The 17,627-nt window shown below is 40.8% G+C and carries 13 protein-coding genes and 1 pseudogene; 3 read left to right on the forward strand and 11 right to left on the reverse strand.

From position 1 onward, the window contains the following. Positions 1–289: 289 nt before the first annotated feature. The 6 genes from IM462_RS10270 to IM462_RS10295 form a co-directional block, all read right to left on the reverse strand. Positions 290–1,024, reverse strand: a complete 735-nt coding sequence (locus IM462_RS10270; protein ID WP_287703003.1) for a M15 family metallopeptidase — start codon at positions 1,022–1,024, stop codon at positions 290–292. A gap of 31 nt (positions 1,025–1,055) precedes the next feature. Continuing rightward, positions 1,056–2,447: an NAD-dependent malic enzyme gene (locus tag IM462_RS10275; RefSeq protein WP_287661810.1), complete on the reverse strand. Its 1,392-nt coding sequence runs from the start codon at positions 2,445–2,447 to the stop codon at positions 1,056–1,058. 217 nt (positions 2,448–2,664) lie between these two features. After that, a complete protein-coding gene (locus IM462_RS10280; protein WP_287703005.1) occupies positions 2,665–4,809 on the reverse strand; it encodes an O-linked N-acetylglucosamine transferase, SPINDLY family protein in 2,145 nt (714 codons plus the stop codon). Positions 4,810–4,821: 12 nt separating this feature from the next. After that, entirely contained in the window at positions 4,822–6,981 is a 2,160-nt protein-coding gene (locus IM462_RS10285) for an O-linked N-acetylglucosamine transferase, SPINDLY family protein (RefSeq protein WP_287703007.1), read from the reverse strand. Between the two features lie 17 nt (positions 6,982–6,998). Continuing rightward, positions 6,999–9,149: an O-linked N-acetylglucosamine transferase, SPINDLY family protein gene (locus tag IM462_RS10290; protein WP_287703009.1), complete on the reverse strand. Its 2,151-nt coding sequence runs from the start codon at positions 9,147–9,149 to the stop codon at positions 6,999–7,001. A gap of 248 nt (positions 9,150–9,397) precedes the next feature. Beyond that, on the reverse strand, positions 9,398–9,889 hold the full coding sequence (locus IM462_RS10295; RefSeq protein WP_287703011.1) for a c-type cytochrome: 492 nt from the start codon (positions 9,887–9,889) through the stop codon (positions 9,398–9,400). A 28-nt stretch (positions 9,890–9,917) separates the two neighbouring features. Here IM462_RS10295 and IM462_RS10300 point away from each other — a divergent pair, with 28 nt between their 5' ends. After that, positions 9,918–10,979 carry a mechanosensitive ion channel family protein gene (locus IM462_RS10300; RefSeq protein WP_287703013.1) on the forward strand — a complete coding sequence of 354 codons (1,062 nt, stop codon included), beginning with the start codon at positions 9,918–9,920 and terminating at the stop codon, positions 10,977–10,979. Between the two features lie 44 nt (positions 10,980–11,023). Here IM462_RS10300 and IM462_RS10305 read toward each other — a convergent pair whose 3' ends face one another. The 3 genes from IM462_RS10305 to IM462_RS10315 all read right to left on the reverse strand — a co-directional run bounded on the left by IM462_RS10305 (position 11,024) and on the right by IM462_RS10315 (position 12,917). After that, positions 11,024–11,704 carry a GerMN domain-containing protein gene (locus tag IM462_RS10305; RefSeq protein WP_287703015.1) on the reverse strand — a complete coding sequence of 227 codons (681 nt, stop codon included), beginning with the start codon at positions 11,702–11,704 and terminating at the stop codon, positions 11,024–11,026. Between the two features lie 147 nt (positions 11,705–11,851). Beyond that, positions 11,852–12,667, reverse strand: a complete 816-nt coding sequence (locus tag IM462_RS10310) for an LmeA family phospholipid-binding protein (protein ID WP_287703017.1) — start codon at positions 12,665–12,667, stop codon at positions 11,852–11,854. A 7-nt stretch (positions 12,668–12,674) separates the two neighbouring features. Beyond that, complete coding sequence (locus tag IM462_RS10315; protein WP_287659201.1) at positions 12,675–12,917, reverse strand: hypothetical protein; 243 nt, start codon at positions 12,915–12,917, stop codon at positions 12,675–12,677. A 121-nt stretch (positions 12,918–13,038) separates the two neighbouring features. Between IM462_RS10315 and IM462_RS10320 the strand changes: the two genes are divergently transcribed. Both IM462_RS10320 and IM462_RS10325 read left to right on the forward strand, forming a co-directional pair. Further along, on the forward strand, positions 13,039–15,003 hold the full coding sequence (locus tag IM462_RS10320) for an FAD-dependent monooxygenase family protein (RefSeq protein ID WP_287703019.1): 1,965 nt from the start codon (positions 13,039–13,041) through the stop codon (positions 15,001–15,003). A gap of 968 nt (positions 15,004–15,971) precedes the next feature. Then, complete coding sequence (locus IM462_RS10325) at positions 15,972–16,778, forward strand: MlaE family lipid ABC transporter permease subunit (RefSeq protein ID WP_287703021.1); 807 nt, start codon at positions 15,972–15,974, stop codon at positions 16,776–16,778. 5 nt (positions 16,779–16,783) lie between these two features. On the opposite strand, the pseudogene IM462_RS10330 reads toward IM462_RS10325, so the two are convergent. Then, positions 16,784–17,059: pseudogene (locus tag IM462_RS10330) on the reverse strand (DUF4351 domain-containing protein); the annotation flags it as partial. Positions 17,060–17,071: 12 nt separating this feature from the next. Beyond that, positions 17,072–17,377: a hypothetical protein gene (locus IM462_RS10335; protein ID WP_287967631.1), complete on the reverse strand. Its 306-nt coding sequence runs from the start codon at positions 17,375–17,377 to the stop codon at positions 17,072–17,074. Positions 17,378–17,627 lie beyond the last annotated feature (250 nt).

Raw genomic sequence — 17,627 nt, forward strand, 5'->3', positions numbered from 1 at the left:
AGACCTCTTGCAAAAGTCTTAAGTCGATCCTTGTACAGCAACATTTTTGAAGATTATCAACTACTAATAAATAATTAACTGAAAGTCCCTCCCATTATTGTTTCTATCGTTTGTTTTCGGATTTATGCAAGAGGTCTTATGTAAACAGTAATTTGAATACGATGACAATTTTTTAGCTAGTGGACTGTTTCAGCTAATTTGGTGTGTTAGAAAAATGCTATAAATTTTATAATCTAAGACTTTAAGCCGAAATCTATTGCCCTATTTTAGCTGAAACAGTCCACTACGTTTATTTTTGTTTTCCCAATTGTTGGGCTTTATAAAAAGTTTCTAAACTGTGACTATCCCCGACAAAACGCCAGTGCCAGGGTTCATAATTAATACCCTGGGGATTATTTTCGGGGAAAGATAACTCGAAACTATACTGGGCAGCGTTATTTTGCAACCAACGAAAAGCGGCAGTATTGGCAAAACTGGTACTTAAATTCGTTGCGGGAGCGCTACCATCGCCAATATCGATCGCATAACCGGTATGATGTTCGCTGTAACCTGGAGGTGCGCTCACTTCTGCTCGTTTGCGGGTTTGCTGATTGCGTTGTTTTTTAACTTCAAAAAAGAGCTTTTCTTGGGTTGCTTTCGATCGAAATGCGGAAATCGGCATTAAAATCACCCCCGACCTTCTCGCGTCACTCTGCATCTGGATAAAAGCCTTGGCTGCCGGTTTCCTTAAACGCATAGCACCATCCCCAGTAATAGGGGCTAATTCCGTCTCTGGGGCCTCTTGATAGGGTAAATGACCTAGAATGTTCTCAATGGTGCTAGGAGTGGCTTTAATGGGGGGGGAGGGGTTAATAACCGGTTTTTTTACGGAAGCAGGGGGACGATTCAAGACTGCTAGGGCAATTATGCCAGTTCCCACCAGAGCAAGTAAACCGCTTGCGATCGTTATGAGACCATGGGGATTAGTAGTTTTTTTGTACTGGCTGTCCCGCAAAGCTTCGGGAATATCATCGATCGGTTTCACGGTTTACTTACCCTCCTGCACCATAATTACATTATTCCCCGGCCACTCCATCTTGACGAGCAGCCTGTTGAACGGCGGCGGCCACAGCCGTAACTACACGACCATCAAAAACCGAGGGAATAATATTCTCTCGATCGAGATTAGCAGGAGTGATCAAAGAAGCGATCGCTTTGGCCGCTTCCAGATACATATTATCGGTGATTGCCCTAGCGCGACAGTCCAGGGCCCCGCGAAATAATCCGGGGAAAGCGAGAACATTGTTAATCTGATTGGGATAATCGCTACGTCCGGTAGCCACCACGGCCACCAAATCATTGATTAATTCCGGTTGAATTTCGGGAATCGGATTAGCCATGGCAAAGACGATCGCATTTTTGGCCATTCCCTTAACCATTTCGGGAGTCAATACCCCCGGTGCGCTCACCCCCAAGAAGACATCAGCGCCTTTAAGAGCATCCCCTAGCTTACCACTGGCGGCCACGGCCCAAGCTTGTTTTTCTGGGGTTAAATCGTCCCGGTTTTGGGAGAGGATACCAAGGGAATCACAGAGGATTATATCTGTGGCTCCTGCGGTTTTAAAGAGAGTAGCGATGGCGATTCCGGCCGCACCTGCACCATTAATGACGATTTTGACTGTATCAAGCGATTTTTTGACAAATTTGAGGGCATTAATCAGGGCAGCCAGGGAAACGATCGCTGTACCGTGTTGATCATCGTGGAAAACGGGAATATTTAATTCCGCTCGCAGACGTTTCTCGATTTCAAAACAGCGGGGAGCGCCGATATCCTCTAGGTTAATACCCCCAAAAACCGGAGCGATTCTTTTAACGGTTGCGATAATTTCTTCGGGGTCCTGGGTGGCTAAACAGATGGGAAAAGCATCAATTCCAGCGAATTCCTTGAATAACATCGCTTTCCCTTCCATTACCGGCAGGGCAGCTTCTGGCCCGAGATTTCCTAATCCTAATACCGCGCTACCATCGGTCACTACAGCGACGGTGTTGCCCTTGATGGTCAATGAGTACACCAGTTCGGGTTGGTGAGCGATAGCGGTGCAGATGCGACCAACTCCGGGGGTGTAGGCCATGGCCAGGTCATCTTGGGAGGTGAGGGGAATACGACTCTCAATGGAGATTTTACCCCGACGATGGAGATCGAAGGTGCGATCGGAAACTTTCAGGAGTTTAACATCCGGTAGAGCTTTAACCGCGGCGATAATCTGTTCCGCTTGGTCGGTACTAGCCGCATCAACCATAATCTCGCGGGTGCTAATCTTTAAATTGCGTTCGATCAGAGAAATTTGCCCTAAATTCCCCCCCACATCGGCGATCGCATTGAGGACAGAAGCGAAGGTTCCCGCTTGATTGGGGATTTCTATCTTGAGACTTAGACTATAGCTAGGATTGGGCGTTAAATGAACCATGCTGAAGGCTTCCAATACTGATAAATATTGATTATCTTCTATCTGTGAGGGACTTTGGTATCTAATCGTGCAGTTTCTTTAGCTATTATGATATCTGTGGTCATAATACCAGGGGAGCGGGGTGTGGGGTGTGGGGTGTGTGGGGTGTGGGGTGTGGGGTGTGGGGAGATGGCAAATTAGGTTAGACTTCATCTTGATGAGAAAGGCTGTAAATATTTCACATTTGTTGATAAGCAGTTTCTAAATCTCTGGTAAATTGTTTGGCATTCCAGAGGGGAGATGTATGACGAGATTGACGTAATTGATAACGAGTTTCTTCCCTTAAATTTTGATCTAATCCTAACTTAATTCCCCACTGCACATATTCCTCATCACTCCAAGCTATACCCTGACTAATGCCGGCATTTTTCATAAAAGTATAGCTATTGCGGGCTGCAAATTGTTCACCAACCCTAGTGACTAAAGGAATTCCCATCCAGAGGGTTTCTAGGGTTGTGGTAGCACCATTATAGGGATAGGTATCGATAACTATATCAGCAATTCCTAGATTAGCGCGATGGGTTTCCTCATTGAAATCATTGGGCAAAAATCTTAATCTATCTTGACTAATTCCCAATTCGTCGGCACTTTTGAGAAATAATTCTCGAATGGTTTCTTTGTCGGCAAAACCTTTGATTAAAAGATAGCTATTAGGAACCTGTTGAAGAATCTGCAATTGGAGAAAAATCGTGTTTAAGGTGCGTTTTAATCCCGATTGCACGGTCAGATAAATAATAGCATCATCGGGAATATTTAAATCAGTTCTTCTCCTGGTGGGAACACCCACTTCAAAACCATCCACGGATAAATAAGAGTTAGGAAGTCGGATAATTTTTTCTGAATAAATTTCTTCAGCATTTTCGGGTAAAACGTAGTTATCGGCGATAAAATAATCAATAGCAGGGATTCCAGAGGCATCTAATCCTAACCAAGTTACTTGTATCGGTGCGGGTTTTAAGGCCATTACTAGATAAGTTGTATTATTAGTTAAGCTATCAAGATCCACTAAAATATCTAATTTGTCTTGACGAATTTGGGCAGTTATTTGTTCAATTTTTGCTGGCAAGTTATAGCTATAATCTGAGTTATTTTTAAACCATTTTTCAGTAATTTCGTCTGCTGCTTGGTTGACAAAATAGGTGTAAATTTCAAATTTATCTCGATTATGATAGTGAAATAACCAGCGACTTAACCAACCCACAGAATGACGACGGAGAGTATGGGCAATATAACCAATTTTTATTTTTCTTGCTGGAGATTTTGGAGAAGAAACAGGAGCAATATAGTTATAGCGGGTTCTTACATCTGTTTGAAAAATTTCCGCTAGTTTACTTTGTAAATAGCGATTAATTTTGGGATTATCTTGATAGTAGGGAAGACAGCTAGTAACTCCTAAAATGGAGTCGATAATAAAAGGAAGCGCATTAAATTGTTTGGCATTAATTTGTCGTTGGATTAGTTGTATTAATTCATCGATAAATTTAGGTAAATTTCCCCAGTCTCCCTTAGCTTGTAAAATACCAATTACTAGAGAAATTCCCAAGAGCTTTTCAGTAGTTGTCTCGCAACTTTTATAAAAATTATCGGCAATTTCTAGAGCTTTTTTATAGTCAACAGTGGTGGTTTTATAAAGATTAAATAAACTATTTTGTAGGTATAAATCCTCTGGTAGAAAGCGCAAACAAAGTTCTACTAAATTAATGGCAAATACACTTTGTTTTTGTTGATAACCATAATTGACAATTGCTGAGATAACTTTGGCTGCAATTATTTCTGGATTATTGATATGTAAGGCTGCTAATTCTAAAAAGTGGATGGTATCAGTACAGGGGTAGATTAAAACCTTTTCCGTCACTCGCAGCAGTAAATCAAGATTAATTGCTGCTGTAGCTGTATTTTCTAACAGTTCAAATACACACCAATCATGGCACTTTTCCATCGCAAAAATTTGGAATTGTATTTCTAATTCCATCAGATGCAGGAGATTATTTAAAAAACTAGGACCAAGATTTTGTAGCTGCAATCGAATTAGATAACTTGTCTCTAATCTTTGGGAATTTTCTTGTCTGGTTGCCTCTGCATCTAAGATTTGAGTTAAAGTTTCTATCCACCCCGATAATTCTGATTCGGCTGCTTGACTCAACACCAGTAACCAACTAGCTTGTGCGTCTTCTTCTCTATCTTGTAAAAGATAGGCTAATCCTAGATAAAAATAATCCTCAATCACCAGAGAATTGGTTTCAATTAATTGTTCATAAAACTGCACTACTCTTTGATAATTCTTGTCATTTAAATGGGTTTGTATGTCTTGATGCCATTGCATAGTTTTTATCCGCTAAGATTGACAATAAATATTCCACATTTGTTGATAAGCAGTTTCTAAATCTCTGGTAAATTGTTTGGCATTCCAGAGGGGAGATGTATGACGAGACTTTCGGAGTTTCCAACGGACTTCTTCTCTTAAATTTTTATCCAATCCTAACTTAATTCCCCACTGCACATATTCTTCATCACTCCAAGATATACCCTCAGTTATTCCCGCATTCATCATTAAAGTATAACCGTTGCGCGATGACCATTGTTGCCCCACTTTAACCACGAGAGGAATTCCCATCCAGAGGGTTTCTAAGGTGGTTGTACCACCATTAAAGGGATAGGTGTCCAAAACCACATCAGCGATGGCTAAATTTGCCCTGTAGGTTTCCGTCTGATAGAGAGGAAGCATCTTAATTCGATTAGTTTCTACCCCAACTTCTGCGGCAATTTGACAGAATAAATCCCAGAGGGAATTATCATCAGCAACTCCTTGAATCAGGAAATAACTATTAGGTACAGATTTAATGATTTGCATTTGTAAGCGAATCATCGCAGGATTACGCTTAATTGCAGTTTGAGAACTTAGGTAAATAACCGCATCGTTATTAATATCTAAATCCTCTCTTCGCAGGGTAGGAACGGCTATTTCAAAACCATCCACAGCGACAAAAGCATCAGGTAAACGCCAGATTTTTTCTTGATAATATTCTTGGGCATTTTCTGGCAATACATAAGTATCCGCTAAAAGATAATCTACTGCGGGTAAACCGGAACCATCAAAACCTAACCAGTTAACTTGAATAGGAGCAGGTTTTAAGGCAATAACTTGGACAACGATTGCCCCAGTACCACTATCCAAGTCCACAAGAATATCGATTTTATCTTCTTTAATTTTGCGATAGGTTGCTAGGGAATCAGCAGTAGCATGATAGATTTTATCTGCGGGATTAGAAAACCATTGTTGAGTTATTTCATCCACAGGTTGATTCACCATATAAAGGTGAATATCAAACTGCTCACGATTGTGATAATTAATAGTCCAACGACTCAATAAACCGACGGGATGACGTTTTAATGTTTGGGCAATGTAACCAATTTTCAGTTTTTTATTGGGATTATCTTCTCTGGGTTTGTCAAAACCTTCCTCTTTAAAACCCAGCATTTCTTTGTAGGTTTCTTGAAAAAAACTGCCAATCTGACTTAAAAGTGGTCGATTCTCTTTCGGGTTATCTTCATAGTAAGAAATCGGGTTCATGACTGTTAGTAAACCTTCTCTAACTAAGGGATGTATGTCTTGGGGCTTTTTTTCTAGAAATTCTTGAATTAAGTGTTTATACTCTTGACAAATACTAGGAATGTTATTCCATTGTGAGGCTCGCAAATAACCATTAAATAGGAGAGATTGACTAAACATTTTTAAATCAATTGTCTGACTTTTCGCTTTTAACTTATTGGCTAAATTTATTGCTTTTTCATAGTCACATGAAGAGATATAAAACCAAAATAAATTAACTTCTAAGTACAAATTTTCGGGATAAAGGGTAAGAAAAGCTTCCGCTAAGTCAACGGAATAAATAGGTTGATATTTCTCAAAAGCAAAGCGTCCAGCAACAGTTATGACGTGATTAAGTAATTCTGGAGAATTGTCAAGATAGGGTAAACTTAACCGAACTAATTCTATGGTATATTCATGAGGGTAAGATATGACGGCAATTACTACCCGTTCCAATAATTGAGAGTTAACTGAACCCTGGGTAATTAATTCTAGTATTTGCCATTCTTGCAGTTGTTGAGGATGAAATCTATTTAATTTAATTTCAACGAGAGTTAAATGCAGTAAATTATCGAGATAACTGGGATTAATTTCCTGTAGATGTTTACGAATTAACCAACTGGTTTCTAGATTTTCTAACTCTAATTGTCGGTCAGCTTCGGCAGCTAAAATATTGCTTAATTCTAGCATCCATGAATCAGTTTCCTGTTCATCTCCTTGAGTGAAAACCAATAACCAAGTAGCTTGTGCTTCTTCTTCTTTTGCCTGCAAAAGATAGGATAATCCTAAATACCAATAATAACTAATTTCTAGGGGTTCTCTTTCTATCAGTTCTTCGTAAAACTGACTAACAATATCGTATTGATTGTTTTCTAAAGCGGTTTTAACTTCATTTTGCCAAGACATGATTTAATTCTCCCTAATTAACTTTCACAATAGATTTGCCACATTTGACGATAGGCATTTTCCACATTTTTAGTAAACTGATGTGCATTCCAAATCGGTGAAGTTTTTCTAGATTCATCTAATTTAGCGATAACTTTGCGTCTCAACTGTTCATCCTGACCTAACTTAATTCCCCAATCGATATACTCCTCATCACTCCAAGCAATACCCTCACTAATTCCCGCATTAACCATTAAAGTATAACTATTTCTCGATGACCATTGTTGACCAACTTTTGTCACCAAAGGAATTCCCATCCACAGCACATCTAAAGTCGTCATTCCTCCCGTAAAAGGATAGGTATCTAAAACCACATCAGCTATCCTTAAATTTGCTCGATAAATTCCTGTGGGATAGAGGGGTAAGATTTTTAATCTCTCATAATTAATTCCTTCTTCCTCGGCAACTTTGAAAAATAATTTTTCCACTGATTTAGCATCACTTAACCCTTGAATACTCAAATAACTATTAGGAACGGCCTTTAAAATTTGTAGCTGAAGTCGAATAGTTTCAGGGTTGCGTTTAACCCCCGTTTGTACGGTTAAGTAATTAATTGCATCCTCTGGAATCCCTAAATCATCCCTTCGCAGAGAGGGGTAAACAACCTCGACACCATCCACACAAATATAGGAATTAGGTAAGCGCCAAATTTTTTCTCGATAGTATTCCTGTGCATCTGCTGGTAAAACGTAATTATCAGCGAGATAGTAATCAATTGCAGGAATTCCTGACGCATCAAAACCTAACCAAGTCACTTGTATTGGTGCGGGTTTTAGTGCCATGACTTGACAAGTTGCGTTATTAGTGATGCTGTCTAAATCTACCAAAATATCAATGTTATCTTGACTAATTTTTTCAGCAATTAGTTGAGGATAAATCGGTAAGTTATAGCAAGCATTTACCTGATTTCTAAAACTATTTTCAGTGATAATGTCTTCTTTTTGAGATACTAGGTATAACGAGATGTGAAACTCATTATAGTCATGATACTTCATCAACCACCTAGAAATTAATCCAATAGAATGATTATATAAAGTATGGGCAATATAGCCAATTCTCAGAACTTTATTAGTATCTTTAATAGTTGATTTTTGCTGATAATTACAGTTAGAATTATTGCAAACATACTCCTGAAAAAGTTGACCAATACAATTACTAATATAACGGTTTTTTCTTGGGTTATCTTCTAGGTAAGTTAGAGGGGATAAAATTGTTAGGGATGGTTTATCCAATAATCTTGGACATTCTCGATTAGCGATACTTTTTTGCAAAGATTCTGCATATTCTTCAATATCTGCCTTAATATCGACCCAATCACCACTAAATAATTTGACATAAAGAGCAATAAAATCAGCGACAGCTTGAGAAGGCAACCCTTGACAACTTGTTTTTAATTGACTAGCTACTTGGATAGCTGTGGGAAAATCTCGATTATCAAAATAACATTGATAAAGTTCAGCTAACAGATAAATTTGCTCTGGTTCCACTGCCAAACAAGTATTAATAATATCAATAGCCAATGGTCTATTATTTATGGCTAGAGAATTTACTTTAGCTTCTACTACTTTGATAAAAGTTTGTCGCTGACAATTAGATTGAAATATTGCCTCTAAGTAAGGGGCAGTTTCTGGTATCTGATAATCGAGAAACTTTTCTAAAACTTCCTCTAATAAACTTGACTCTAGACTCTGGAAATTATTTGTTTTTAACACATCAACAAATAACCAAGCTTTTAACTGCTCTTTCTCGAAATAATTCAAATTAATTGCTAATAAAATAAACCGCAGTAAATTATCAATATTATCGGGACTAATCTCACGAATATGTCCTCGAATTAACCAACTGGTTTCTAAATTGCCTAACTCTAACTGTCTTCGCGCTTCCCCATCCAAAATATTGACTAAATCTGCTGTCCACAGCATCACCTCCTGTTCATCCCCTTGACTGAGGACGAATAACCATGTGGTTTGTGCTTCTTCTTCCCTAGCTTCCAAAAGATAGGCTAATCCTAAATACCAATAATGACTAATTTCTAGGGGTTCTCTTTCTATCAGTTCTTCGTAAAACTGGCTAACTTGCCAGAAATCCCCTTGGATAATTGCCGGTTCAACTTGGGAATGCCAAGACATAAGTATTTATCGTTAAGTGTCTCTACTAGCGTACCCAAATATAAGCAAAATTTTTCTATATAAGTAAAATTTATCCATCGGTAAGGGGTTGGGTTTTGGGGTGGTCACTGCGTGCGCTTTGCGGGGGGTTTTAGGGTGTTAGGGTTTTGGGGTGTTAGGGTTTTAGTTGAAATTCCCCATTCCCCCATTCCCCCACTTCCCCACCCAGTTTCAACGCGTCCTAGCTTACCATCAATGTCAGCCAAGAGTCATTTTTTTGAAAGATTTTCTAAATAAACCAATAAATCGGCCATAGCTTGAGGATCGGGCTGAAATTTGGGCATGGGCGGGGTTTTCCCGCTAATTACCTGTTCAATCAGACTAATTCTCGATTTGCGATGGCAAACATCCTCTAAACTAGGTCCGACGATGCCATCAGCAAACTGGCCGTGACAAGCAGCACAGTTAATTTGAAAGATTTCGTAACCGCGACTGACATTACCTTGTCGGGATAACACCTCTTTAATGTAGGGATCCGACATCTTAGCCAGATGAAAAGCGATTAAAAAGGTGCTAATCAGGAACAAAACCACGATTATAACCATTGAGAATCGATAAAGCCCGAATTTTGGTTTAACTAACTGACTATTCACGAAGGCCGCCGAAGAAAAGATGAGTTCCTCTTTACATTTTGCAACTTTTTGCCCGAAAATTCCACCGCCGCTGCTAGAGATAGGCAAATGGAGAATAATATAAGACAAAAGTGCATCTTTTTCTAACCCTCTAGCAATGAACCTATTAACCAGACTGGAAGATTGGCCCTATATTATCCTACCTATCACCATCCTCCTCAGTTTCCTGCTGTTGGGATGGCTCGTAGAACAGCGCGTTGTCAGTCAACTTTTATCGATTGCCAGAGAAAAAAACCTGCGTTTCTCGGAAGGGGTTTTACGTTCCCTTCGTGGATTAAGCATACTTTGGTTCGGACTTTTGGGTTTAAATATTGCCCTCTCCCTTCCCAATCTTCCCCTCTTTCCCTCTCTCATTCTCCTGAGCAAAAAATTTCTGCTAGTGACTTTTTTAGCTTCGGCTACTTGGGTTGTTGCTCAATTATCCGTGGAAATATTACGAGTTTATACCACGGGAGATGATGGTATTTCTTCCCTAACTTCCCTCTTTGAATTTCTCGCCAAAGTTCTGATTTTTAGCTGCGGTTTTTTACTTATTTTAAGCTCGATTGGTATTTCGATCACTCCCATGCTTACTGCCTTGGGTATTGGGGGTGTTTCCCTCGGTTTAGCTCTCCAAAATACCCTAGCTAATTTAATGTCAGGGATTAATATTATCACTTCCAAAAAAGTTAGACCGGGAGATTATATTGAACTGAGAACGGGAGAAGCTGGTTATGTGCGAGATGTGGATTTAAGATGCACAGTCATCGAAGAAATTACCAATAATCTTTTGGTAATTCCCAATGCTCAGATCATTTCTTCTAGTTTCCGTAACTATAGTTTACCAGATCACTCCCTCCTGGTTCCCGTGGAAGTGGGCATTAGTTACGATAGTGACTTAGAAAAAGTCGAAAAAGTTACCCTAGAAGTTATGCAAGAAATCGCCCAGTTATTGCAACCTCAACTCGGTGACTATCAACCCTTTATTCGTTATCATAAATTCGATTACTATAGCATTGTGCTGACGGTTTATCTCAAGGTGATAGAAGAAGAATTTTTTCAACATCTCACCATTAAACACGAATTTATAAAACTCCTACACCGACGCTATCAGCAAGAAGGAATTAAAATTCCCTATCCGATTTTTTTTCCCTATCCCCCCACTAATCCCCCTAGTTAATCTCAATTCGCTATCGCAACAAACAATTTAAATGCGCGGAAAACTTACAATTGATAATTCTCCTCAAAAAACTTACGAGTCATCGGTTGGGCAACTTCAAGACCGTGGCCTTCTCCTAATAATTCTAGGGGGTTTCCTTCCACTTGAATCCAGACTTTGGCATTGGGATCCTCGGTAGTAGTAGTATAGATGATTTGTGCCAAACGACCGATTAACATATCAGGACCATCATCATTGCCAAACTCGCGCGAGAGATTAATCTTAATTCCCGTTTTATCTACTTTTAAATCAAGTAATTTAGTCCCCGGGGGAATAGTAGTCATATCCTGAGGATTGCTTGGACCAGCTAATAGAATCTTCAATACTGCTGTTAACTCTCGGTCGCGGCTATCCGCTTTTTGAACGGTAATTTCTTGGCTGACTAATTGATTACCCGTATCGGTCACTTTTAACCAATAAACCTGTCGAGTTTCCTTAACAGGAATAGCTGTAGGAGTTGCTGTCGGACTTGTCTTCACTGGACCCGGAGAAACCGGTTCAACAATTGGTGATTGACTTATCGGTGCCGGACTGGGAGATTCAATCGGGTTTTCGCTAGTTTTCTGGGAGGAAGATAGGTGATGGACGGCAAACCAAGCAGTGGCCCCACCAGCAGCAAATAAAGCGAGGCCGATACCAATTATCCAAGGCAAAGAGATTTTATCACTAGAGCGAGAACTAGGCATAATTCAGTTATCAGTTATCAGTTATCAGTTATCAGTTTTAAGTTTTAAGTGAGCAGTTATCAGTTTTAAGTGAGCAGTATTAAATAGCAGTTTTCTTTTCACTGATTACTGATAACTGAAATATCTCCTCTTTTCCGACCGTTAAATTTAATTGGGGTTCCCCGATCGAGGTTCAATTCTGCCAAAGGCGGCTATACTCAGCTTATCATCGTCGATCTGCAATTGGAGAAGGCGGGCGATAATTCCTTGTTTCTCGAAGTTTTTTAAATCTAACTGGGTGGATATGCCCTCAGCAAACCCCTTGAGAAGGCGCGAGGAGATGCGACGACCATTAAGAGTGGCTGTGGGGTCAATAAGCTCGATTTTTCGCCCCTGCACTAGCTTAAATCCCACTTCTAAGTTCAGATCGAGGCTGGCTGCTGGTTCGTCCGGCCTTTGGGTCTCTAGCTGCAGGCTGAGAGCGACTCGATTATTATTAAGAAAGTTAAAATTTGCTTGACTAAGTTGATATTTTGTGCTACCAAATTCTTCCCTAGAGGGAATCAGATTATTAATCAGGGTCTGAATTTGTTCTTTGACCGCTGCCGATTGTAAAGCTTGATTAAGATTAGTTTCCGTGAGGACAAGATGCAATGCTCCCGCAGCCGGTCGGCGCAGTGCGGCGGCTAAACTGCTGTTTTTTTGCTGTAATCGCCGCAAATCGAGGCTAATTGGCTCAGTTTCTAGCTCGATCTTCTCAATGCGAACACCAGCAAGGGGATAAATTCCCCGTGCAGAAATGCGAACTCGATCGATTTTGCCTTGCAGAACCTGATAATTGGGAGTATTATCGACCCTGACGGCTAATTGTTCCACTTTTTGGACTTGAGAGCGAAGGGTATGGGCTAAAACCGTATCAATAATTGCCCCTGCGGGAGTTAACAGGGTCAAAACACTAGCGAGAGTGATTGTTAGCCATTCCATCGCTCAACTACACCCATCCAGCTAAATTTTGCCAAGCATTAGTCAAAAGCTGACTTAACCAACGTCGTTGCACTTGATCTAAAACCTGGTCTTCTGCGAGAATTTCTTCAGTCAGATCATCGAGAGATTGACCCTGAGCGCGGGCCATTCTAATAATTCCCGCAATCACGGCAGCAATCATCTCCTCATCGACGGGGCGCTGTCGGAGGGCGGCAATTTCTTCGGGGGTAGTCGGGATGGGATAATTCATAATCAGATGGGGCTGGCTGTGTATTAATCTAGGTGTGTAAAGTTTTTAAAACTTTTTTCAGAAAACTTTTTGTGTAGTCTAGCGTAATCAGACGATTTTTGGGTTTAACAACTAAATCAAGATGAAAGAAATACTTTACAGAGAAATTCCGACTCCTGACTCGATCGCCGTTTGTCAGTGGTTACAATCCGATTGGCAACCCGCAAATGGTGTCAAGACAAATACACCTAACGGGGTGAGATTGCGCTTATCGGAGGCGATCGAATTATCGATTTTTGTCTGGACGCTGCAACGGACTACTTATTTAAAAGTTTTCCGCTGGGGTGAGCGATCGCATGATCAAGAAATATCCCTGACTCGGCAGCTCGATCGAGCTTTACAAAAGCGTTTTCCGCCGCAGTATAGCACGATACCAAACATCGATCAAAAAAATCACTCAATTTTTACAGATTTAGAAGCGGACTATCCCCTAACGGTTCACTACTTCCGCAAAATGCCCCAAGGGGAGACAGATTTAGAACGTTTGTACTGGTGGGAAAAACGTTGGCGCGACAGTGCCAAAAATCCCCAACAACCGCGGCCGGTAATTTTCTCTAGCAGTGAGGAAAATGAGCATCCCATCGCCTACGACTTAATTTATATTGGTGGTGCCTTGGGGGCAATTCACGCCGCACAGATGGCCAAATTAGGTTATCGAGTCCTCTTAGTAGAAAGACTACCTTTCGGACGAATGAATCGGGAATGGAATATCTCTCGATCGGAGTTTCAAAGTTTAATTAATTTAGGCCTATTTACTGCCGAAGAATTCGAGGAATTAATCTTCCAAGAATACATCGATGGCTTTAATAAGTTTTTTGATGGCAATAATCCCCCCCATCTGAAAGCCGAAATTCTCCATACTCCCACGGTTTTAAATATCGCCATTAATTCCGATAAATTGCTGCAATCCTGCGGTAAAAAAATACAGGATCATGGCGGTAAAATTCTCGATCAAACCGAATTTATTAAGGCTGATATTACTGCTAATAGTGTTACTGTCACCCTTAATCATGGTGGAGAAATTCAACAGATAAAAGGCCGTTTATTGATTGATGCTATGGGTTCCGCCTCCCCCATCGCTTGGCAATTAAACGGAGTGCGCGCCTTTGATAGCGTCTGTCCGACGGTGGGGGCAGTAGTAGAAGGATTCGAGTCGGTGGTGTGGGATTCTCACTATGGCGATGTTTTAAATTCCCATGGCGATATTTCTAAAGGCAGACAATTAATTTGGGAATTATTTCCGGGGGAAGGAAAAGAATTAACCTTCTATCTATTTCACTATCATCAAGTCCATCCCGATAACCCCGGGTCTCTGTTGGAAATGTACGAAGATTTCTTTACTATTCTGCCCGAATATCGACAGTGTGACCCAGAAAAATTAACTTGGAAAAAACCCACATTTGGTTATATACCAGGGCATTTTAGCACAGGAAAAAAAGATCGAATTGTCTCCTTTGATCGCATTTTAGCCATCGGTGATGCCGCCTCCCTGCAATCACCGTTAATCTTTACTGGATTCGGTTCTTTGGTGCGTAATTTAGAGCGCTTAACCGATCTTTTGGATACGGCCTTGAAACACGATTTACTAACAGCTAAAGACCTAGAAAATGTGCGGGCTTATCAAAGTAACGTGGCGGTAACTTGGTTATTTTCTAAAGGAATGATGGTTCCCACGGGAAAAACCTTACCCCCCCAAAGAATCAACGCCATGTTAAACACATTTTTCGGTTTATTGGCCGACGAAACGCCGCAGGTTTCTGAAACTTTTATCAAGGATAAAACCGATTGGTTGACCTTTAGCCGTTTAGCAATTAAAGCGGCCAGAAAAAACCCCGCTTTACTGTTGTGGATAGCAGAAATGGCCGGCAGTCAGGATTTAATACGTTGGTTGGGTTCCTATCTCGATTTTAGCCTTGATGGAGTCAAAAATCTGTTTTTTGGTCCCTGGTTTCCCCAATGGTTAAAAAACTCCCAAAGTTGGCTAGAAAAAGACAATCCTCGCCTATGGTTAAAGTTATTGAGTTTTAATTATAGCTTAAGAAATTAGAGGATATTTATCAATTGACTCTCCCATCGTACCAGGGTGAGAGCTGACTGCCTGACACATCTTGGGGAATCACTGACAGGTTAAGGCACGGATGCGAGAGAAGCGAATTCGGGTGGTAATTCGGTAGTAGTGATGGAGGATTAATTCTTATTCTCCATTTTTTTAGAGAAAGATAGACTCTCTCTCACCAGCGGAGAAATCCTTTGTCGAAAGGTATTATGGCTCTTCTAGACTGGTTATGGCAAATTAGTAGTTTCAATAAGCCTAAACTCTTAAATAGCCTAGAATCCAACAAAGCAAAAAGCTTTTTTTATTAAAATTGCTTTTTTGAATTCTGGTGAGCATTACTTGGCAAGGCTTGTGTCGATTATTTTCTGCTAAAATATCATAACTACTCTGGAAGAGCCGGTGTTATTTAATCTTTTTTTCGGTTCGAGAAATGAGCGAACGGTGAGTTATGAGGAGAGGCACTCATGCAAAACGGAGAATAAATATAGCGTTTTTCAGTCTGCTGAGGTACAAAAGTTATGGGTTTTAGGCAAAGGGCAAGAGGCAAAAGGGAGTAAAAATGGGTGTACCTCACTAGCTTAGGAAACGCTATACTGTAACATATAATTAATTGGCAAGAGTTCTAATTATGGCTCTTCGGGACTTGGTATGGTTCGATATGGGGGCATAAATCGACTAAATCCTTATCTGGCAAGAGATTTAATTGATTAGTTCGCTCCAGATCGCAAACAATTGACAAAAATTGCGGCAATATCTGTCTCTATAAGGGTTTCATTCCTTATAACCCCGTTGATTGCATAAGACAAACCGAAGAACCCTAATTATTCACTACCAGCTAATCAGCAATCACTATTTTAGTTCAGTATAAAAATTCTGCGCTATCCATAGCGTGGTAGGGAATGGGAGTTAGAAGACAAAACAGGATAGACTTTTCTCTAGTCCGATCAATTTTGAGGGCCATGAAGGATTTATTGGCAATTTTTAGCAAGGAATTAAGCTCTTGGTTTCGGCGCTGTTGGTTAGCGATACTATTAACCGGCAGGGTTTTTTACTTCCTATTCACGCGCAAACCCGATTGGCGCGTCACCCAAGAACAAATGGTGGCAGCCGGGCCTGCTTCGCTGATTATCGCCATGATCACGGCTGCGGTGATCGGGATGATCTTTACTATCCAAGTGGCCCGGGAGTTCCAAGCTTTGGGTGCTGGCAGTATGGTGGGGGGAATTTTGGCCCTGGCTCTCGGTCGGGAACTCTGTCCGATTATGATGGCGATCGTGGTAGCCGGTCGGGTAGGATCGGCTTTTGCGGCGGAAATCGGTACCATGAAGGTGACAGAGCAGATCGACGCACTCTATATGCTCAAAACCGATCCCGTGGAATATCTGGTGCTGCCTCGTTTAATTGCCTGTTGTCTGATGGTTCCCGCTTTGAGTGTTATGGCGTTGCTGATCGGTTTGGGTAGCGGTTTGCTGGTCGGCCAAAGTTTATACGGAATTGCTAATTCAGTTTTTCTCGACTCGGTTCGCGGTTTTCTGCGCGTGGGAGACGTGCTGAGTGGACCAATTAAAGGGGTGGTTTTTGGGGCTTTAATCGCGATTATCGGCTGTAATTGGGGTTTAACGACCGATGGCGGTGCTAAAGGAGTCGGCCAAGCTACTACCGCGGCGGTAGTCACTATGCTCTTAGCGATTTTTGTATCTAATCTGCTGATGACTTGGATTTTGTTCCAAGGCTCTGGCAATAGTTCGGTTTTATTTGGACAGTAAATTAGTTAAAAACGCTCATTTTCTAGCCATTGTTCTAAGTCCTCTACTGACTGAAAATCTAATAAAGCTTCTCCTAAGGTTTCTAAATTTTCTAGAGAAAGACTTTGGATATTGGCGGATAATTCGGCAGAAATGCCACCTATACGCCGATTTAATAGACGTAGAAGCAAGTTGACGGCTCCTTCTTGTCTTCCTTCCTCTTTGATTTCCTGATAGATGATAGATTCTTTCATAATATCCTTCCTCAACAATTGTTGAATATTGATTATCCCTCGGTTGAGATTAAATTATCTCTAATATCCATCCGGGAAATATTTAGCAAGACAAGCGGAACAAATTCCTGCTTTGCTAAAATCATCTCCATAGTCTTGTACGTTAGCTGATGCTTGACCACAGTAGTAACAAATTTGAAATATCGTTGCTATAGTTCTCTGTTCTTCCACATCGTCAAAATCATAAAAACACTCATTACTGAGAATTTCGCCGATATTGACATCGCAACGGAATGATTCTTTAATTATGTCCAAAACTATCGACTGTTGTTCTTCAAAACCTAGGGACTGAAACGCCTTATTTTTCAAATACAATCGACCTAACATTGCATTGACGGCATAACTAGGGTCTGCTGAAAAAGTTTGTTGGTGGGGGCAGGGTGTGGGCTTCGGCCGTGAGCTCAGCGTTCGACCGAGCTCACGCCGAGGTCCGAACGGGTGTGGGGTGTAGGGTTTTACCGATTTTGAGGTAGTCAGTTACCTAATTTTCAGGGAAAAAGTACCTGAATTTTACCCCCGATCCCTCCAATGGTCGGCACTTTTTGAGGTCAAAAAAGTCTAAAAGCCTTATCCAACA

The organism is Microcystis sp. M144S2 (genome assembly GCF_020246065.1).
Lineage (GTDB): Bacteria > Cyanobacteriota > Cyanobacteriia > Cyanobacteriales > Microcystaceae > Microcystis > Microcystis ichthyoblabe_A.